Raw genomic sequence first — 19712 nt, 5'->3', positions numbered from 1 at the left:
TAATGAAAAATTCAATTTCAGAAAATTTAAAGAATACACTACCAACAAATATCGCTCAGGGATTGGAAAGTGCTTTAGCTTATTTACCTGGAGGTAAAACAGCAACAATAGAAAAACCCCAATCAGAAGGATTATTTAATCATATCTTATTGATTACAACAGCCACAGATCGCTGCGTTTTTCGTGCCAGACGGGATATTTCCACTGAAGCTGGTGATGCTTATATGCAGTATATGTATGAAGCCACTGGCTTTATCCAAAATGGCGGTTCTTTTAAACTCAGAAATATTGGAGATGAAGTTGATTTTATCAAACGGGCATTAGCTGTCGGCTTACCAGTTCCTAAATTAATCCATGCAGATCAAGATTGGATGCTGATTGAATATGTAACAGGGAAAACTTTGTTGGAATTTCTAGAAACTGGAGAAGTCAAGTTTTTGCCGAAGGTTCTACAAGAAATGAATTTAGCTCACAGACAGGGAATTATTTATGCTGATCGCTGGACTGGGAATGAAATGATTGATACCCAGGGAAATGTGCGAATGATTGATTTTGATATTGAATGGTTTTATCAAGGAGGTAATGATGGTACTCTGGAAGCATTAGAAATGGCATGGACTATTTTTAATGCCATGAGAGTAACTAGCAACCGAGATGAATTATTAACAATAGTAGAAACGGAAGTTTTACCATCATTAAAAGCATGGGGTTATGAAATCTCCAAAATGAAACAATTTATTGAAGGTTTATGCAAGTTTTATCTTGACCCCAATAAGCCCGGTAATCAATGGTCTTTACCAAAAAGTTTGTATGTGGCAATGGCTAAACCAGCGAATCGCTTGATTGCGATGTTTACTGAAGCTGATTAAGGGACTTCCAATTAAAAAAATACCCAAAAAGTTCTTGTCATTAAAAATAGAAATTTCCGATAGTAAGTAATTGGACAAAAATATTGACAGTCATTGCGAGCGAAGGGAAGCAATCACAACCCTGGCGATTGCTTCATTTCACTTCGTTCCATATAGCTAACGACACGCAACGCTTACGCAATGACATTATGTAATTAATTCTGTCTCACTACTTAATTGATCAAGCATTGGCTTTCTCCATCAGATAAAACAACTGAGCGTTTCCCAACCTTAACGTTACACATTATCTGTAGGGTTAAACGGCCTGTTCCGTTTAAAACCATCCCTACAGATGATTGTTTGGGGTAAGTTTTACCGGAAATTAATTTCTTTCATTACTTTCACGTTATAGTAACGAGTATCTGTGAGAGAATCGGGAATTTGATTAGCTTTAAATGCTGCTGCTAAATCTTCGATCGCTTCCTTTATAGTATGTGCAGGGACAAATCCCAGTTCTTGCTTAATTTTTTCTGAAGAAATATGGTATGAACGCAGATCGTCGGTGGGTGTAGTCATAATTTCTACAGATTCTCCCACTACTTGACGGGTCATCTCGGCAATTTCCATCAAGGTATGATTTTCATAGCCAGCGTTAAATATTTTACCGTCAATCGCTTCATCTGACCATTGTAGAGATTTTAGATACAGATCGGTCATATCTTCAATATGGATATTGGGACGTTTTTGCTGACCACCAAAAACTGTAATTTTACCATTATTAATTGCGTGGTTAGTGAGAATATTCACCACTAAATCTAGTCGCTGACGGGGGGAATAACCGCAGACTGTAGCAGGACGCAAAACTAAGGTAACAAAACCTGGTTCTCGTTTACTCAATAAGACTTCTTCGCATAAAGCCTTATAACGAGAATAGTCTGTTAAAGGCATTAAGGGTAAGTCTTCTGTGACATTTTCTATTTCTTTGATGCCGTAAACACTGGAGGAAGAAGCATAAATAAACCGCTTCACTCCGGCATCTTTGGCAACGTCTACTAAGTCAAAAAAGGCATCATAATTAATCGAACGGCCTAAGTCTGGATCTAATTCAAAGCTGGGATCGTTGGAAATACAAGCTAAATGAATGACAGCATCACATCCTGGCATGATTTTTTCTAGAAGTTGGCGATCGCGGATATCGCCTTCAATCTCTTCTAAATGAGGATGATCTTTAACGGCATTTAATACATCTTTGCCATAAAGATACAAGTCTATTACCTTAACTCCATATCCAGCTTGCAGAAGTTTAGGAACTAAAATAGCTCCTACATAACCAGCACCACCGGTCACTAAAACTTGTTGAATTGGATTCATTGATTTACTCCTTAATTATCTTTTAAAATGTGGAAATTGTTTTAGCAAACTTTAATAAGCGTCCCTTGTCTACAGGCTTTTCATTTCCTAAAACATTGGCAGCGATCGCTCCGGCCAAATTTCCTAAAAATGATCCTAACTGCACAGGCAAATCTAACTTAGCACTCAAACTGGCTAGGGCAAAAAAGGCATCTCCAGCCCCGGTGGTATCTTTGACTTGTTGTGTCATGGCCGGAGTAATTTCCATCTCTCCATGAGTATTAATTCCCAAAGAACCAGCAGATCCTAAAGTTAACCAACCTTGTTGCGCCCCTAAATGATATTGCAACCGTTTTAGTAACTCTTCTCGATTACCATAACGATTAGAAAATGCCAGACGAATTTCCTGTTCATCTACACAAAATGTATCGGCTCGCTTATATTTACTAATTAGGTTATAACCGTAATTAGCACTATTAGTTTGACAGTTTAAGGCTAAAAATGGTGCTTGTGATTGAATTAATTCAATTGCTTCAGCATCAATTAATCCATGACCATAATCCGCCAAAACCACTAAATCGCAGTTTTTTAACAGTTTTTCCCAAGCATCTAAAAGTTTTTCTCGTTCTTGGGGTGCTAGTCCTTCTTCGTCTATCGAATTAATCGCAAATAATTGGGTATAACCCTTGGTTTTCCCTTGTTGTTCAATATAACGACACTTTGTTACTGTAGAATATTTTTCTACACAATGTAAATTAAGATGCAGCGTACCATCAATATGATTAGCAATCAAATGATGTACATCTGGTTCATCACCAATGGTACTAGCTAGGGTGACAGATTTGGCAAAACTACTGAGATGGTTAGCGATCGCAAAAACTCCCCCCAAATGTTGTTCTTTTTTCACAAAGCGGGTTGATGGCGCTCTTCCTTTTGAGGTTAATCCCTGAACTGTACAGTGAACAAACTCATCAATAATAATATCCCCCAACACCAAAACATTGAGATCCTGCATTGCTTCTATCGCATTTCTAATATCCTCAAAAGCATATTGTTGACTAAAATCATTGGCATAACGTTTTAATTCTGGAGGGATAACATCAAGATAATTATTAATCAGTCGTGTAGAGCTAAAAGTAATTTCTTGAGTATAGCGAATGTCACCTCCGTAAGCTCTTACTTGAGCGATTTCTTTATCAATATTGTGGGTTACATCTTTCTCTGTTTCCGCATATTCATCTCCCTTGCAGTAAATATGAGGACGCACTTTCTCAATTACTTCCAAAGCTGTGACGGCGGGAGTTAAAATTACATAATCAACACAAGCTAAAGCAGCTATAGAATTAACACGCAACTCATCAGAAAATATTGGTCTTCCTGGTCCTCGGTTAATATAAGGAGTAGCAGTTAGGGAAATTACTAATAAGTCTCCCATTGCTTTAGCCGCTTGTAAATGAGCAATGTGTCCGGGATGTAGTAAGTCAAATACCCCATTACAGAGAACGATTTTCCGTCCTTTTTGATGGTAGACAGTGAATACTTCTGCACAAGTTTCAAAGTCAATAATTTTTTCTCTATATATTTCTAATTGCATCTTTATTTCATTGCTAATCTTGGTACAAAAGTTCACAGAAAAATCGAACAATTCAGAACTAGAACATCATTATTTACTTGATGATTCTAGGTTTAGATATCTGACAATTTTTGAAGAAAGAGGTCTACAATTCTAGTTCTTGTCACATATATTTAATATGCAATCATTAAATCTTGTTGTTTACCACAGATAGAATTTCTTCTAAGTAGGTGAACACAATAAAACCAAACTGTGTAAAGAAACGTAAAATCGCCCAAACCCTCTTCACTCTTGCCTATTGCCTCTTGCCTTTTGCCTTGCCATAACGACAATTTTCAACGCCAACCTACTTATATATAAATGGGATGAATATTTTAGGATACTTTTAGTTCATTTAAACTGAGATAGTTATCCACATTTGCACTAGGTAAAGCACCTTCTACCAAGCCATCAATAATGCAGTGACAAATACATAAGTGCATGATTTCTGCAAAACCATAGGACATCGTGGGAACATAAAAATTTAGATGTCCAAGTTGACGTAAGGGGTTGTTAGGTTGAAAGGCTGAAAGTGTAATCACATGACAATTCATTTTTAGTGCTTGGTAAACACCAGCAAGAATATTTTGTGATTGTCCAGAACTACTAATTGCAAACAAAACATCTCCAGACTGAGCAAATGTAGAAATGGGTTTGCTAAAAACTTGTTCGTAGCCAAAGTCATTACTAATACAGGTCACCAAAGCACCATCGTTAAAGCAAATCGCGGGAATATTACCATTACGCCAGTAGTCAATAGCCTGATGACTAGCTACGGCTGCACTTCCTCCATTACCGATAAATATCACTTTTCGACACTTTAGATTCGGCAGATTACATCAAAACTCCTGGATTTTGGCAAGAATTTCGGGAAAGAATCAAAGCAATTAATCCTGAAGCCTATATTGTGGGAGAAATTCCTATGAATGCAACTGAGTGGTTAGATGGCACACAATTTGATGGCGTGTCAAGTTTACCCTTTCTTAATGCTACCACTGCCTTTATTGTCGGCGATCGCCAGGTAAAAGGTCATTTTGCTGAATATGCACCACCACCACCTGCGGATGCGGCTAAATATGGGGAGGAAATTAATCAATTACTGCAACTTTATCCTTGGGAAATTCAATTAACTCAACTTAATGGTATTAATAATCATGATACAGCTAGGTTAATTGATGTAGCTGGAGGCGATCGCCCCAGTTTATATTTATCAACATTACTATTATTGACTTTTCCCGGCGCACCTTGCATATATTACGGCGATGAAGTCGGTTTAAACGGTGGTTATGATCCAGAATGTCGTAAAGGTTTTCCTGATAAAAAACAGTGGGATCAAGACATTTTAGAGTATCATCGTCAATTAATTAAACTGCGTCATAATTATGCAGCATTAAAAATTGGTGAGTATCAAACTTTATTTGCTCAAGGACAAGTTTACATTTTTGCGCGAATCTTACTAAAAGAAGTATTGATAATTGCGGTAAATGCGGGTAATGAAACAGCAGAAGTTAGTATTCAAACATCATGGCGATCACAACCTCATCAAGTATTATTGACCTATGGTTCTGGTACAGTAAATTGGAATAATGAAGCAGCACAACCAAGTCTCAATTTTGCACTTACACCGCGCAGTGGGTTAATTTTAGGTTAATTATTTAAGATGAACTCTAATCACTCATTACTGTTAGCAACTGACCTAGATGGTACTTTTTTAGGTGGTACTCATCAAGAACGCTCTGAATTTTATCAATATATTCACAACCAGCGAGATCGTATTCTTTTAGTGTATGTCACTGGCAGAGAACTAGACTGGATCAGCAACTTCCTAGTTGAAAACCCCCACATCCCTAAACCTGACTACATCATTGGTGATGTAGGAACAACTATTGTAAATGGTAAAACCTTCGAGCCAATTTCTGCTGTGCAAGATTGGATAATTAAACAATGGGATAATGCCAACGAACAAGTTAAGAACCTATTAGCAAATGAACCAGGATTAAAACTACAGTCTGTTAATCCAGATTATCGCGTATCGTACTATTATGATTCTGCAATATTACAACCTAGCACCATTCAAAAAGTAATTGATGCTGGATTTGATTGCATTATTTCATCTTATGATATCTATTTTTATTTTGATGTCATGCCAAAAGGAGTTTCTAAAGGGCCAACTCTCCTTAAGTTTTTGTCCGAAATAAATTTTAATGCTAATAATACAATTGCTTGTGGAGATACTCTCAATGATTTATCCTTATTTGAAACAGGATTAAAGGGAATTGCTGTCGGAAACTCTGAACCAAGATTAATTGAGAAAATTCAAATAATGGAGAATGTTTATCATAGCCCTTATCCTGGAGTAATGGGTATTTGGGATGGTCTTAAAGTCTATGGCAAGGATTAAAAAATAATTAAATTTATCTAGTTTTTTTGGCTATCCTAGACTTCGTTTGATAAGTTAATACTAAAAAACCTAAAATACCTGATATAACTAGGTTTCGCTCAAATAGAATCGAAGATTTAATAAAAAAATGCTTTCTGATTCTTGAATACCCTACCATGTTAGGACTTAACCTGATATCAAGTATTAATTTTCTGTAACTACTCTAGGAGAGCCGTTTTTTTGATTTTTTCAAATGTTAAATTCGATTAAAAATATCATTTTTTTTACCCAGAGGTGCAGGAAGTAATAATATTAAAATTCAGCCATGTTTGAAAAATGATTGGGATAATCTAAAATCCAAAAGTCAGCATCTAAAATCCTATAAGGAACAAAAATCAATGACTGTTACAACTTCTAGTTTTCCTATTGACCTCAATGCTTACAAACCGTTAAAATTAGACCCGACTAATTCAACTTTGACTAATGAACAAAGAGAAATTCTGAAAGCTAATATTCAACTTTGTCGAGATACTATTGTTTTTTTTACCGCTGTAGCAGCAGCCAAAGGTGTGGGCGGTCATACAGGAGGAGCTTATGATACAGTTCCCGAAGTGATGATTTTAGATGCTTTCTTTCGGGGAGTAGCAGATAAATTTGTGCCAATTTTCTTTGATGAAGCAGGACACCGCGTTGCTACACAATATTTAATGGCAACTTTACAGGGTGATCTTGATGCAGAAAATCTGCTGCATTATCGAGAAGCCTATTCATTACTACTTGCACATCCAGAACGAGGACGCACTCCTGGTGTAAAATTTAGTTCGGGAAGATTAGGACACCTCTGGGCTTATGTGAATGGAGTAGCGATCGCACATCCTCATCAAGTAGTATTCTGTTTAGGTTCAGATGGTTCACAGCAAGAAGGAAATAATGCCGAAGCCGCCCGTTTAGCTGTGGCTAAAAATCTCAATATCAAATTAATTATTGATGATAACAATTCCACCTGTAGCGGATATCCAACAGATTATCTCAAGGGTTATAACGTCGGTCAAACTTTAGCTGGACATGGATTAACTGTATTAACTGGAGCAGGGGAAGATTTAGATGATTTATATACTCGTCTCTGTCAAGCTGTCACTATTAATGGACCAGTAGCAGTAATTAATAAACGTCCTATGACTCCCGGTATTGTTGGAGTAGAAGGCACACCTTTAGGACATGATGCCCTATCACCAGAGTTAGCGATCGCCTATTTAGAAACTCGCGGACATACATCAGCCGTCAATTACCTCAAAAAAGTTATTCCCCTCACACATACCTACTCTTTTACGGGTTCTAGCAGCAAAACACGCCATATTTTTGATGCTACCGTTGTCTCTCTTCTCAGTCAAATGACACCCACAGAACGGCGAGAAAAGGTAATGTGTATTGACAGTGATTTAGGAGAATCCTGTGGTATCAATAAAATTAGTCAAGCCTATCCAGAGATTTTCTATCATGGCGGCATCATGGAAAGAGGAAACTTCTCTGCGGCGGCAGGATTTGGCATGGAAGCAGGAAAACAAGGCATTTTCAGCACTTATAGTGCCTTTTTGGAAATGTGTATTTCTGAAATTACAATGGCACGGCTTAATAAATCCAACGTTCTTTGTCAATTTTCCCATAGTGGGATAGATGAATTAGGAGATAACACCTGCCATTTTGGGTTAAATAATATGTTTGCCGATAACGGTTTAGAAGACGCTTATCAAACCCGTCTCTATTATCCCGCCGACGGACATCAAATGAAAGCTTGTGTGGAAACTGTATTTGATCAACCAGGGTTAAGATTTCTCTTTTCTAGCCGTTCCCCAGTACCCGATATTCTGGATACAAATAGTAAACCTTTATTTGCAGATGGTTATACATTTATTCCTGGAAAAGATGACGTAATACGAGAAGGAACAGCCGGCTATATCGTTAGCTTTGGAGAGGTACTTTACCGCGCCTTAGAAGTAGTAGAAAGCCTGAAAAAACAGGGAATTAATGTCGGTTTAATCAATAAATCCACATTGAATCTAGTAGATGAAGAAATCATGGCAAAAATTGGTTCAACACCCTTTGTTTTAGTAGTTGAATCCTTAAATCGGCGTACAGGTTTAGGTATCCGTTTTGGTTCATGGTTACTAGAAAGAGGGTTTTCTCCCAAATATGCCTATATGGGAACTCATCAAGAAGGTTGTAGCGGAATTTGGGAACAACTCCCCCATCAAGGTATTGATACTATTGGCATCATGAACAAAGTTGAGGAAATGTTAAAATAAGAAAAAAATCCCCGAATTCTTCTGTGATCATCACCATAAATTATCAGATGATATCAGAAGTCGGGGATCTGAATCTAAAGGAGAATAATTACCAGTGATTAAAGTGGCTTTTCTTGATCGAGATGGAGTAATTAATATTGATCATCACTATGTTTTTAGATGTGAGCAGTTTGAATTTAATGATGGCATTTTTGCTACTTGTCGTCTACTACAAGATTTAGGTTATAAGCTAATTGTGATCACAAATCAATCAGGTATTGCTCGTGGTTACTATTCTGAACAAGATTTTTTAAGTCTTACTGTCTGGATGTATGAGCAATTTAATAACCAAGATATAACAATACTGGATGTGTTTTACTGCCCACATCATCCCCAATCAACTATATCTAATTACCGTCAAAACTGCCGATGTCGTAAACCGTTACCAGGAATGATTGAACAAGCTTGTCAGAAATATCCTATAGACTTGCAAAGCTCAATCCTAATTGGTGATAGAATATCGGATATGCAAGCTGCTAAAGCCGCAGGAATCGGTAAATTTTATTTACTCAGTCCAGAAATTTTTATTCCTAAAGAATTACAAGTTTCTGCTCGGTTGGATAATCTGGAAGCACTAAAGTTTTTTATTTAATGAATTTGAGAATATGTTTATTAAATATTCATTAAATTTTACTAAACTTTTACTAAAAAACCAGCAAATTATTTTGCTGTCCCATACAAAACAAAGAGATTTACAAGCAGATGAATAAAGTTTGGCGTTATGTTCAAGAATTGCTAATATTTAAACTCATATATCCCATTCTATTGAGATACATTGACGAAAATCTCATCACGATGACTGAGGAGATGGAGAAAGATAAAATGGAGAATAATATTCCTAAATTAGAAGCGGAATATGAACAATTACCTATTCTCAAATTGATTTATTCAATTTTATTTAACTATCTACACAGCAATTTAATTACTAGAGTAGATTTACTCCAGCAATGTCAAGCAGAGAATAATCTTTATCAGTTAAAATATGATGAAATTATTCAAATTGAACCAGCTATAAGTTATCAAGAAATTCCCGCAGCATTTAGAGAAAAAGAAGGTAGCTTTGAATTTACTAATCCTTTTGCTGCGGTTGTCAAAAACGTGGAGTTATTGGGAATTTATGGGATTGGTTTTACTGAGGATAAGAATATTATTTTAGAAACAGTTTTAGATAGAGTAGATGTCTTAGAACACACTACTATTTCTACAATGAGGGCAGGTTTCAATTCTCAATATATTACCCCTATAGCTAATATAGAACATTTTGATTTAGCTTGTTCATTTGTTAATTATTGGAGTCATTTATATGCTCATTGGATATATGAAGCTTTAACTCGATTAGAAGCCATTGAATATTATTCTCAAAAAACAGGTAAAAAACCAGTCTTAATAATTGATAAAGATATTCCTAGTTGGAAAATTCGCTCTTTAGAATTGATGGGTTATGGTCTAGAAAATTATATCCAATGGAATGGATATAGAGCTAAAGTTAATGAATTAGTTATTTGCTCTAAAAGACGTGAAGGAGGACGTATTTCTATCAAAGCTTGTCATTGGGTAAGAGAACGTATTCTCAGTAACGTAGATAGTTATGCAAATCCAAATCTGGTTTTGAGTCCCAATATTTTTATTTCTCGTAAAAAAGCAAATGCTCGCCGCATTTTGAATGAAGAAGAAGTAAGCAATACTCTCGATAAAATGGATTTTGTACCTTATGTTCTAGAAGATTTAGATTTTGCTGACCAAGTAAAATTGTTTGCTCAAGCTAAATTTATTATTGCTCCTCATGGTGGTGGAGTAACAAATATTATTTTCTCCCAAAATTTAACTTTAATTGAACTTTTTGGTCAGAAAATTAGCCATTTCTATTATACAGTTGCTAAAGGATTAGGATTCGATTATGCTTGTATGTTTTGTGAGGTAAAGAATGAAGATATCATTGTCAATTGTGAAGAATTAAGTAGAATGGTTGATAAAATGACAAAAAATAGAATTTGATAATGTAAATTAGATGATCATAAAGCTTGATGAAAATTTAAATTTTGACTAACAGATTATTAATTTTGTATGAACAGTAAATTAAATTCTCCTAAACATTGCTTAGTCACTGGTGCTGCTGGTTTTATTGGTAGCCACTTGTGTGATCTCCTCCTCAAATCAGGTCATAGTGTCGTTGGTTTAGATAATTTGGTGACAGGAAGAACGGCTAATTTAAAAGTGGCTCAAACCTATTCCACATTTACATTTATTGAGCAAGATGTTGCTGATATTTCCCCATCCATATTAACAGATATTGACTGGGTATTTCATTTAGCAGGATTAGCTGATTTAGTTCCCTCAATCCAAAATCCAGGAGCATATTATCATGCCAATTTACATAGTACATTCGTCCTTTTAGAAGCTTGTCGTACTGCTAAAATCCAAAAATTTATCTACACAGCTTCTTCCACTTGCTATGGTATTCCTAATCAATATCCCACATCAGAAACCTATCCTTGTCATCCTAAACATCCATACGGCTTAACAAAATATTTAGGTGAACAATTAGTCATGCACTGGGCGCAAGTTTATCAACTTCCAGCCCTTTCTTTACGATTGTTTAATGTGTATGGACCAAGATCCAGAACCACAGGAGCTTATGGTGCAGTATTTGGCGTATTTTTAGCTCAAAAACTAGCGAAAACCCCTTTTACTGTTGTTGGAGATGGAATGCAAACGAGAGATTTTACCTTCGTTAGTGATGTAGTAGCAGCCTTTATCAAAGCTGCTGAATCGGATATTACCGGGGAAATTATTAATATTGGTTCTGGTAAATCTGAAAGCGTTTTAACACTGGTGAAATTATTAGCAGGAGAAATTACTCACATTCCCAAACGCCCAGGAGAACCGGATTGTACTTGGGCTGATATTACTAAAGCTACGACTCTTTTAAAATGGCAACCTCAAGTACCTTTAAGTCAAGGTGTAAGTGAAATGTTAGCCAATATTGAACTTTGGCGAGATGCTCCAGTTTGGACACCAGAAACAATTCAGCAAGAGACAAAATCGTGGTTTGAGCATTTAGGAAAGGAATAAAAATGACCAACTCATCTATAAGACTTGACCAACAATCAATCAAGGTACAAACTACTGGTAAATCTCTATGTCAAATTACGCCCCAAGTCCAAGCAGTCATTACAGAATCGGGAATTACAGCAGGAATTTGTAACCTTTTTATCCGTCATACTTCCGCCAGTTTATTGATTCAAGAAGAAGATGCCAAACCCGACGTGGAAACCTTTTTTGCGAAGTTAGTTCCCGAAAATGGTCAATATCTTTTAGCCGGACAAGGTTTAGATGATATGCCGGCACATATTCGCTCTGCCCTTACCCATACCTCTGAACAAGTTCCGATTGCTCAAGGTCTTTTGCAGCTAGGACGTTTACAAGATATTTATATCTGGGAACATCGTCAGTCTGGTTACATCCGTGAAGTCGTTATCAATATATTGGGATATTAAAAATGTCACAACTATTAACCATTAATCAAATACCCTTCGTTAATCTTAAAAGTCAACACGCTGCCATCAAGTCTGAGTTACTAGCAGCAATGGGTGAAGTCCTTGATGATGGCAACTTTATTTTAGGCGAGCAAGTTGCAGAGTTTGAGCGTCAGTTTGCTCAATTGTGTGGCGTTCGTTATGCAGTTGGTGTTAATTCTGGGACAGATGCCTTAATTTTTGCACTCAAAGCACTTGGTATTCGTTCTGGTGATGAAGTTATTACTGTCCCTAATTCTTTCGTGGCTTCAGCTACCTGTATTCGCATACTTGGTGCTAAACCTGTATTCGTTGATGTGGGCGATGATTACAATATTGATCCAACTAAAATCGCCGCAGCTATTACTCCCAAAACAAAGGCAATTATCCCTGTACATCTGACGGGAAGACCTTGTAACATGAAACCAATTTTAGATATTGCCCAGGAAAATGGAATAGCTGTAGTGGAGGATGCCGCCCAATCTGTACTGGCTGAGTATCAAGGTCAACGAGTAGGTTCTTTGGGAATAGTGGGTTGTTTCAGTTTACACCCCCTGAAAAACTTAAATGCTTGTGGAGATGGAGGAGTAATAGTAACGGATGATTCCGAACTGTATGACCAGTTAAAAATTATGCGGAATATTGGTTTACGAACTCGTGATGACTGTGTGATGTGGTCTCATAATTCTCGCTTAGATACTCTACAGGCAGCTATTCTGTTAGTTAAATTGCGTTACCTCCAGGAATGGACACAGCAACGTCAAGAAAATGCTCACTATTACCAAAGTCAACTTGCGGGTATTCCTCAAATCATAATGCCATGGGAACGAGAGTGGGAAAAATGCGTTTACCACACCTTTGTTATTCAAGCTGAACGGCGTGATCAATTGCGTCAATTTTTGAGCGATCGCGGTATCGGTACAGCAATTCATTATCCAGTGCCAATTCATCTATCTACAGCAGGTAAAGAATTAAGCTATCCAGCAGGGAGTTTTCCTGTCGCAGAAATGCAAGCAAGCCGCATCCTGAGTTTACCTATTTATCCAGGACTAACCGTTCAGCAACTTGAGCAAGTTTGTGAAAACATTAAGTTATTCTATCAATAAATAAGCCTCAAATTTTCTTCACTTTTGACTTGCTGTTGTGCATTTTGAATGCACGACAGCTTACCCTCTAAGCTATACACATCATTTCTAAAATCCAAAATATGCTAAAGTCTAACATTAATTCACTAAATATTGGCTGTGCTGCTTGGGGCTGGAGAGAAGTGGAAATACCTGAATATTTCCACTGGATAGCTAACCAAGGCATTCGTTCAGTAGAAGTGAATGCTCATCCCCAAGCACCCAAACATCTTTTACATGATGGTGATGATCAAGCAGTATCTAAAATTGCTGATTGGGCTAAAGAAGCAGGAGTAGATATTATTTGTATAGCAGGAAGAAATAATTTTACACTCTCAGATGCAAATGAGTTAGAAACAGAAATTAAAAGAGTAGAGCGTTTTGTTGATAGTGCTGAAAAATTAGGGGCAAAATTTGTCAGATTATTGTCTGGTGATCACAGAAATGATTATATTCTCCCAGATGTTTTTCCTCTGTTGCATTATGCTTTTAATAAAATCGGTGATTACGCCGAAGAACGAGGAATTCAAATAACGATTGAAAATCATGGTGGACCAACTGCAACCGGACAAAGAGTGGCCAGAATGATGGAAGGTATTAAAAGTCCTGCTGTTGGTATTAACTATGATCCCGCTAATTTTTTGAATCAGGGAACTGATCCTTTGATGGCACTCCGCTATATTCTTCCTTGGGTAAATTATAGTCATTGGAAAGATGTGCAATGGGTTAATGGTAGTCCTCAATTCTGTGCTTTTGGAGAGGGAGAAATTGTCTGGGAACCGATTATTAAAGAACTATTAAATGCAGGTTATCAGGGATATTGGGTGGTTGAATATGAAGAAACATCAGATGTTGAGCAGGGAACGAAAGAGAGTTTAAATAACTTGTCTCAAGTATTACAAAAATTTGCCGTTGTCTAAGTTTATTTCATTATTTTCATCAGGGGTTAGTAATTAAATGTCATTTTCTTTAGATGGTCATGTGGCCTTAGTTACAGGAAGTTCTGCTGGTTTAGGGAAAGCGATCGCTCTCAAATTGGGACAAGCAGGTGCTAAGGTAGCAATCAATTACAGCAATAACGAATCACGGGCTAAACAGGCTTTAGCTGAACTTGAACAACAAGGTTGCCAAGCTATTTTGGTTCGTGGGGATGTTACCCAAGAAGAAGATGTAGCAGCAATTTATGAAGCGATCGCCTCTCAACTGGGTGCAGTAGATATTTTGGTGTTAAATGCCACAGGAAACCAACCCCAGATCCCCTTTGAGGAATACACCTGGCAAGATTTCCAAACCATGCTGGATTTTTTTATCAAAAGTCCCTACTTATTAACTCGTATTTGTTTACCCTCCATGAAACAAAAACAATGGGGACGAATTATTAATATTAGTAGTGACGTTTGTTTCCGCTCAGTTAATAACTTCAGTGCTTACGTTACTGCCAAAAATGGACAACTGGGATTTACACGCAGCATGGCCACCGAATTAGCGCCTTTTGGTATTACAGTTAATGCAGTTGCTCCCGGTTGGATACCCGTAGAACGCCATGAAAACGTTCCTCAAGAAAAAAAAGACGCTTACCAAGTCAGAATTCCCATGCAGCAATGGGGTACTCCACAGGATATTACTGAAGCAGTGCTTTATTTCGCCAGTCATGAGTCCAGATTTGTTACAGGGCAATATTTATGTATTAACGGTGGCTTTACTCTTATGTAAATATGATTAAGACTGATTGAGTTATAAACAATTCAGCTTTTTCAGGATTACACAAAAAATACCAAAAATATGGCGTTTCATAATTGCGGAATGTGGGATGTAATATATCAAACATTCTGACTCATGACTCTTGATTATTTAATAAGTGTTTTTAATACAGATAATATTCCTTTAGCATATTCATTTTCTGCTATTTGAAAATGTAATTTCCTAGCTTCGCTGGTTGCATTTCCAACTAAATAACCATGTCTAACAGTTTGCAGCATTTCAATATCATTACCACTTTCACCAAAAGCTATGGAGTTTTGATAACTTACATTTGTCTGCTGTAAAATAAAATTAACTATATGTTTTTTACCTGTCCCTGATGGGATAAAATCAACATCATAGCAATTGTTTGGATCTCCAGATAAAGGATTTGCTTGACTAATATTTACTTGAATACCAGCTTTTTTCACTAACTCTTTTATCTTCAAAATTGCCTGATTATCAATTAGATCATTTTGTTGATGGTAATAGTAATTCTTTAAAAAAGGACAATCTGCTATTTGAGGTTGTGGTGTCAAATGTATATTATCTAATTTTAAAAAACTAACTAAGTTATTAACTAAATTCTCAGAGAATCCAGTTTTCATGAGATTGTTTTCCCATATTTTATCTTTTTCAGCGTATTGGTTTTGATTGAAGTAGATTAGTTCAGTCCCTAAACTACTAGCAATAAAATGAGGTAATAATGTCAAACCACATTTATTTATTTTATCAAAAACTGAAGTTAAACTACTACCAGTAACCCAACCAAAAAAGATTTGTTTCTGATATGTTTCATTTAATAAATACTCCTCAAGTTCTTTGAGATCATTTTTATAATCCTCTCTATTTTGATGAGCAAGATAAGTTTCATCAAAATCTGTAAAAACAACGTATTTTGGTTCTGGGACAGAAGGTAACAGTTTTATATTATGTTTGCAATATTTCATATAATGCTTATACATATTATTTTATTTTTTGTGAGATTCGGGCGAAAAGACTTTATATTTTACATTCTATTATAGCCCACATTCAGCAGGTAAAACCAGAAAAAAGGTATTTTAATCATTCTCATCAATTGACAATTAAGTTTTTTCAGCGTGCCTTTCGTTAGGTATAAGCAAGTTTTTTAGCTTTTATTGTTATCGTAGTAAGTAGGTTGGCGTTGAAAATTGTCGTTATGGCAAGGCAAAAGGCAAGAGGCAAGAGGCAAGAGTGAAGAGGGTTTGGGCGATTTTACGTTTCTTTACACAGTTTGGTTTTATTGTGTTCACCTACTTACATACGCGAACAAAATATTTTTGAATTCACCCCCTATATCCCCTTAACCGAGCAGTATTGAATGACTAATGACTAATTACCTATTCTTCCGTTGTCCTTTTTCTGACAAAGAAACACTACCAATTCCTTGCAAAATACCTCTACCAACTAAACCTAAACCCTTACCGACTATTTGAGTAAGGACGAAAACAATTCCAGTTCCTAAAAACCCTACCAATGATTGGATACGTGGAGAAATAGCATCCCGAAATTCCAGTATTAATGTTACCCCTAAAGGAATACCGGAAAGTTGAGCTAATTCTTGATTTCGAGGAGCATAAATTGATATTTTCGTAATTCCACGGGGGGAGAAAACAAAGAACTCATAGCGACTTTCAAAAATAGTTTGTGCTTCAGTTATATATTGATATAATTGATATTTCCAAGATAGATTATTTCTGAACTTCTCAATTTCCCTAGTAGAAATCATTTGCCAGTTATAAAAATTTTGTTTAATACTTTCCTCATCTGCCAAGTTGTTTAGTAATGGTTGAATTACAGCATTAGCTATATGAATCAATAAATTCTCTAAAATTAATAATGCTTGTGATTGAGATTCTTTAGTTCCTGCTGGGTAAGAAACATTATCAACATATAAATCTGTCAGTAATAGTAAATAAGACAATAACTCAAATAATAACGGCACTTTATTAATAATTTCTGTTTGCAAATCTGTATTTTTATCTAATAAAAACTTGACTAAATTTATTTCTTGTTTATCTAAAATAATCCAAGAATAATTACCAAAAAATTCCGTAATAGCAAATTTCCATAAATCTAGAGAAATCTGATTTTGTAAATTAAATAGCTGATTTTTATCGAAATTAAAAGTATGTATTTCTTCCACCTGGGTAAAAAATTTCTTCAGAATAATATAAAGCAACTCTCGCTTTTTATTTTCTCGGAGAATATCAATTTCTAAAGGTGTATTAGTAAGATTTTCTAAAGAAAATTGCAATTTATTTAAACATAAAGTAAATAATTCAGATTGCAGTTGTCGAGAACTAACTATAGGTGGTATATTAATTGATGGTCTTACATCCGCATCTAGTTTAATGATATTATCCTGATTCTGAATACTGAAGGATAGTAATTGGTTTTCTGGGGGTGGTTTTTGTCTTTCTTTCGGTATTGTCAATAAGTGATTAACAACCCAGCGAGCGGCTAGAAGTTCGCGTCGCTGTCCTGCTAAAATTGCTTTATTTAATAAAGGTATTCCTGGTATTTTTAATTTTTCTGTGACTAGATTAATAGCTTGATCAATATTATTAATTCCTGAATTTTGTAAATTATTTCGCAACTTCGCAAATGGCAAAGGAGAATTAATGATTACTGGTTCTGTGAACCAATAATAACCACCATTAGCAACTTCTTGAAGAATGGGGACTAATTGAGAAATTGATATCCCTTTAGGACAATAACCATTTATTCCTATTGCTTTTGCCGCAATGAGCATTTCTGGTTGGGATTTTGAACTTAAAAGTAATATAGGTATGTGGGGATATAAAGCTTTTAGTTGTTTACAGAACTGCAAACCCAATTGTTCATTCCCTAATTCTAAAATGATTAATTTAATTTGCTGAGAATTTACTTGCGCTAAAACCTGTAAAGCTGCGGTATCTGTGGCAACGTCTGCTATAACTTGTAAATTAGGAATAGCTTCCAGTGTTACCTTTAGTCCTAAACGGAAAATTGGATCTGGGTCAATTAATAAGAATTGTAAAAGGCGATCGCTCATTTTTACAAGAGATTTGATTCCTGATTTTTAGGCTAAGTAGGTTGGCGTTGAAAATTGTCGTTATGGTAAGGCAAAAGGCAAAAGGCAAAAGGCAAGAGGCAAGAGGGTTTGGGCGATTTTACGTTTCTTTACACAGTTTGGTTTTATTGTGTTCACCTACTTAGTTTAAATTCTCAATTCCTAATCATTCACTTTGTCACGATAACCATAAAAGTTAATTGTATATTCAGAAATCTTAATTCCTGTTTGCGCTTCTACTTGACGTAACAACTCTTCGGGTAATTCTATCTGCACATCTAAAATCTGATTTGTATCTATACAGTTAACATGACTATGGGAATCACTATTATTTCCATATAATCGTCCATCACCATGTTCAATACACTCTATAATACTCTGGCTAGATAAAGCTTCTAGATTTTGATATACCGAAGTATGTCCAATTTCTTTACCTTCTTTATTGAGTCGATCATAAATCTCCCTAGCAGAAAGATGCTCTTTCGCTTGCCAAAGCAACTCCAGTATAAAGCGTCGCTGACGACTGACACGCATTCCCAACATTTGACACCTATCCAAAGCATCTTCTAAGGAACGAATAGGTTTAAGACAACTTCCTTGCTTGTACATATTTCAGGTTGTGAATTCTAGAAATTGGAAATCAATTCAAAATACCCTCACTACAGGACTCACTCCCGCAAAATTAAAGAACACTTTGCCTTTTGCCTGTTTACTAATTTATGATATTCCGAATCTAAAACAAACTCATAACAACTTTATCTTAAAATTCCTCTCAATGTCTACCTCAAGTGGTTAAAAAACTGTTACTGTGAATTGTCAACACTGTTGAGTAAGTAAGTATCTATCTATCTATCTATCAGTCCATGACAATCACAATCACCCTCAACAACGATTCTATTTATAGTTTAGATGTATCACCTGCCTTAATGGTGATTGAACCACTACTGCAAGCAGGAAGTATTTCCTCCTATGAACAGCAACTACGTCTAGAAATTAATTATGAACAGGAAGAAAATGATCCACGGGAGTTATCGGAAATTCCCGAGGTAAGACTATGGTTTGTGCGTCTTGATGCTAAGTATCCCTGGTTGCCATTTTTACTAGACTGGAAAGCCGGAGAATTATCTAGATACGCAGCAATGTTAGTACCTCATCAGTTTAGTTCTAAAGAAGGTATCCAGTACAACCCCGAAGCCTTAGAAATATTTTTGATGCACAAAATCTTTATTTTAAGTGATTGGTTGTACAAACAAGATATTGTTAGTCCATCTCGACTCAAATCCTTAGCGCAAATTCTGGGCTATGAATTAGATGATGCTTTCTTTGAAATGATTGAAAAAACTAATTAATTTGGAAAGGGAACAGGGAACAGGGAACAGGGAAAAAATTTCCTTCTGACTCCTGACTCCTGCTAGATGATTTTGAATGTGAACTACCCACACTGACCTGACGGTACAGTGTCGGCTTCCTGTCCAACAGAAAGCACAGTAGTAGACTTCTTGCGTCCTCTATTACTGCGACTTATTTCTGGGCGACAGGCTTCTTGATGAAGTTGTTCATGGGGGAAACCCCCAAGACCACACTTCATCGCTTTATCCCCCGTTCCAGAGGTCAAAATTCGTAGTCCCTCATCTCTGAGGTTTATTGCTGCATTAATATCTCTATCATGTCTAGTCTGGCACTTTTCACAAGTCCAGAATCTTATATCAAGTGGCAAACTACCCA

Annotated in this window: 19 protein-coding genes; 12 read left to right on the top strand and 7 right to left on the bottom strand. The window is 36.1% G+C overall.

The features are described 5' to 3' along the window. The first annotated feature begins 2 nt into the window (after positions 1-2). Positions 3-869: a hypothetical protein gene (locus tag AN486_RS20410; RefSeq protein ID WP_290602342.1), complete on the top strand. Its 867-nt coding sequence runs from the start codon at positions 3-5 to the stop codon at positions 867-869. A gap of 351 nt (positions 870-1220) precedes the next feature. On the opposite strand, the gene AN486_RS20405 is transcribed toward AN486_RS20410, so the two are convergent. The 3 genes from AN486_RS20405 to AN486_RS20395 form a co-directional block, all read right to left on the bottom strand. After that, positions 1221-2219 carry an NAD(P)-dependent oxidoreductase gene (locus AN486_RS20405; protein WP_027401736.1) on the bottom strand — a complete coding sequence of 333 codons (999 nt, stop codon included), beginning with the start codon at positions 2217-2219 and terminating at the stop codon, positions 1221-1223. 22 nt (positions 2220-2241) lie between these two features. Then, the gene (locus tag AN486_RS20400; protein ID WP_290602340.1) at positions 2242-3792 is read right to left on the bottom strand and encodes a PfkB family carbohydrate kinase; all 1551 of its coding nucleotides are present in this window, start codon (positions 3790-3792) and stop codon (positions 2242-2244) included. Positions 3793-4145: 353 nt separating this feature from the next. Beyond that, positions 4146-4619, bottom strand: coding sequence for an SIS domain-containing protein (locus AN486_RS20395; protein WP_290602338.1), 474 nt, complete (start codon positions 4617-4619; stop codon positions 4146-4148). On the opposite strand from AN486_RS20395, the gene AN486_RS20390 reads away from it, so the two are divergent. The 10 genes from AN486_RS20390 to AN486_RS20345 all read left to right on the top strand — a co-directional run bounded on the left by AN486_RS20390 (position 4613) and on the right by AN486_RS20345 (position 14884). Beyond that, positions 4613-5461, top strand: a complete 849-nt coding sequence (locus AN486_RS20390; protein ID WP_367142456.1) for an alpha-amylase family glycosyl hydrolase — start codon at positions 4613-4615, stop codon at positions 5459-5461. The genes AN486_RS20395 and AN486_RS20390 overlap by 7 nt on opposite strands. A gap of 9 nt (positions 5462-5470) precedes the next feature. Then, on the top strand, positions 5471-6211 hold the full coding sequence (locus AN486_RS20385) for an HAD-IIB family hydrolase (protein ID WP_027401730.1): 741 nt from the start codon (positions 5471-5473) through the stop codon (positions 6209-6211). A 377-nt stretch (positions 6212-6588) separates the two neighbouring features. Further along, on the top strand, positions 6589-8493 hold the full coding sequence (locus AN486_RS20380) for a transketolase C-terminal domain-containing protein (RefSeq protein WP_290602335.1): 1905 nt from the start codon (positions 6589-6591) through the stop codon (positions 8491-8493). Between the two features lie 94 nt (positions 8494-8587). Beyond that, positions 8588-9124, top strand: a complete 537-nt coding sequence (gene gmhB, locus AN486_RS20375; protein ID WP_015078124.1) for a D-glycero-beta-D-manno-heptose 1,7-bisphosphate 7-phosphatase — start codon at positions 8588-8590, stop codon at positions 9122-9124. A gap of 110 nt (positions 9125-9234) precedes the next feature. Beyond that, entirely contained in the window at positions 9235-10527 is a 1293-nt protein-coding gene (locus tag AN486_RS20370) for a glycosyltransferase family 61 protein (protein ID WP_290602333.1), read from the top strand. A 69-nt stretch (positions 10528-10596) separates the two neighbouring features. Then, positions 10597-11604 (top strand): SDR family oxidoreductase, encoded by a 1008-nt coding sequence (locus AN486_RS20365; RefSeq protein ID WP_015078122.1) that lies wholly within the window; start codon positions 10597-10599, stop codon positions 11602-11604. Between the two features lie 17 nt (positions 11605-11621). Beyond that, positions 11622-12029: a secondary thiamine-phosphate synthase enzyme YjbQ gene (locus AN486_RS20360; RefSeq protein WP_085929755.1), complete on the top strand. Its 408-nt coding sequence runs from the start codon at positions 11622-11624 to the stop codon at positions 12027-12029. A 2-nt stretch (positions 12030-12031) separates the two neighbouring features. Further along, a complete protein-coding gene (locus AN486_RS20355) occupies positions 12032-13153 on the top strand; it encodes a DegT/DnrJ/EryC1/StrS aminotransferase family protein (RefSeq protein ID WP_290602330.1) in 1122 nt (373 codons plus the stop codon). Between the two features lie 101 nt (positions 13154-13254). Beyond that, positions 13255-14091: a sugar phosphate isomerase/epimerase gene (locus AN486_RS20350; protein ID WP_053539650.1), complete on the top strand. Its 837-nt coding sequence runs from the start codon at positions 13255-13257 to the stop codon at positions 14089-14091. 37 nt (positions 14092-14128) lie between these two features. After that, complete coding sequence (locus tag AN486_RS20345) at positions 14129-14884, top strand: SDR family NAD(P)-dependent oxidoreductase (RefSeq protein ID WP_015078118.1); 756 nt, start codon at positions 14129-14131, stop codon at positions 14882-14884. 134 nt (positions 14885-15018) lie between these two features. Here the strand turns inward: AN486_RS20345 and AN486_RS20340 are convergent, their stop codons facing one another. The 3 genes from AN486_RS20340 to AN486_RS20330 all read right to left on the bottom strand — a co-directional run bounded on the left by AN486_RS20340 (position 15019) and on the right by AN486_RS20330 (position 18596). Beyond that, complete coding sequence (locus AN486_RS20340; RefSeq protein WP_081424236.1) at positions 15019-15876, bottom strand: HAD-IIB family hydrolase; 858 nt, start codon at positions 15874-15876, stop codon at positions 15019-15021. 392 nt (positions 15877-16268) lie between these two features. Continuing rightward, the gene (locus tag AN486_RS20335; protein ID WP_290602326.1) at positions 16269-17969 is read right to left on the bottom strand and encodes a DUF3685 domain-containing protein; all 1701 of its coding nucleotides are present in this window, start codon (positions 17967-17969) and stop codon (positions 16269-16271) included. A 180-nt stretch (positions 17970-18149) separates the two neighbouring features. After that, positions 18150-18596, bottom strand: coding sequence for a Fur family transcriptional regulator (locus AN486_RS20330; protein ID WP_168464973.1), 447 nt, complete (start codon positions 18594-18596; stop codon positions 18150-18152). Between the two features lie 254 nt (positions 18597-18850). On the opposite strand from AN486_RS20330, the gene AN486_RS20325 reads away from it, so the two are divergent. Further along, positions 18851-19336 carry a CRR6 family NdhI maturation factor gene (locus tag AN486_RS20325; protein ID WP_039201350.1) on the top strand — a complete coding sequence of 162 codons (486 nt, stop codon included), beginning with the start codon at positions 18851-18853 and terminating at the stop codon, positions 19334-19336. An 83-nt stretch (positions 19337-19419) separates the two neighbouring features. Here AN486_RS20325 and AN486_RS20320 read toward each other — a convergent pair. After that, the coding region (locus AN486_RS20320; RefSeq protein ID WP_290601599.1) for a zinc ribbon domain-containing protein at positions 19420-19712 on the bottom strand (293 nt) is incomplete at its 5' end.

Source organism: Anabaena sp. AL93 (assembly GCF_001672085.1).
GTDB lineage: Bacteria > Cyanobacteriota > Cyanobacteriia > Cyanobacteriales > Nostocaceae > Dolichospermum > Dolichospermum heterosporum.
This window is presented reverse-complemented; position numbering and strand designations above follow the sequence as displayed.

Excerpts from the sequence above, each read along its gene's own strand:
- AN486_RS20355 (WP_290602330.1), top strand. The coding sequence starts at position 12,032 with ATGTCACAACTATTAACCATTAATCAAATACCCTTCGTTAATCTTAAA.
- AN486_RS20385 (WP_027401730.1), top strand. The coding sequence starts at position 5,471 with ATGAACTCTAATCACTCATTACTGTTAGCAACTGACCTAGATGGTACT.
- AN486_RS20365 (WP_015078122.1), top strand. The coding sequence starts at position 10,597 with ATGAACAGTAAATTAAATTCTCCTAAACATTGCTTAGTCACTGGTGCT.
- AN486_RS20340 (WP_081424236.1), bottom strand. The coding sequence starts at position 15,876 with ATGTATAAGCATTATATGAAATATTGCAAACATAATATAAAACTGTTA.
- AN486_RS20350 (WP_053539650.1), top strand. The coding sequence starts at position 13,255 with ATGCTAAAGTCTAACATTAATTCACTAAATATTGGCTGTGCTGCTTGG.
- AN486_RS20405 (WP_027401736.1), bottom strand. The coding sequence starts at position 2,219 with ATGAATCCAATTCAACAAGTTTTAGTGACCGGTGGTGCTGGTTATGTA.
- AN486_RS20370 (WP_290602333.1), top strand. The coding sequence starts at position 9,235 with ATGAATAAAGTTTGGCGTTATGTTCAAGAATTGCTAATATTTAAACTC.
- AN486_RS20335 (WP_290602326.1), bottom strand. The coding sequence starts at position 17,969 with ATGAGCGATCGCCTTTTACAATTCTTATTAATTGACCCAGATCCAATT.
- AN486_RS20400 (WP_290602340.1), bottom strand. The coding sequence starts at position 3,792 with ATGCAATTAGAAATATATAGAGAAAAAATTATTGACTTTGAAACTTGT.
- AN486_RS20325 (WP_039201350.1), top strand. The coding sequence starts at position 18,851 with ATGACAATCACAATCACCCTCAACAACGATTCTATTTATAGTTTAGAT.
- AN486_RS20345 (WP_015078118.1), top strand. The coding sequence starts at position 14,129 with ATGTCATTTTCTTTAGATGGTCATGTGGCCTTAGTTACAGGAAGTTCT.
- AN486_RS20330 (WP_168464973.1), bottom strand. The coding sequence starts at position 18,596 with ATGTACAAGCAAGGAAGTTGTCTTAAACCTATTCGTTCCTTAGAAGAT.
- AN486_RS20380 (WP_290602335.1), top strand. The coding sequence starts at position 6,589 with ATGACTGTTACAACTTCTAGTTTTCCTATTGACCTCAATGCTTACAAA.
- AN486_RS20410 (WP_290602342.1), top strand. The coding sequence starts at position 3 with ATGAAAAATTCAATTTCAGAAAATTTAAAGAATACACTACCAACAAAT.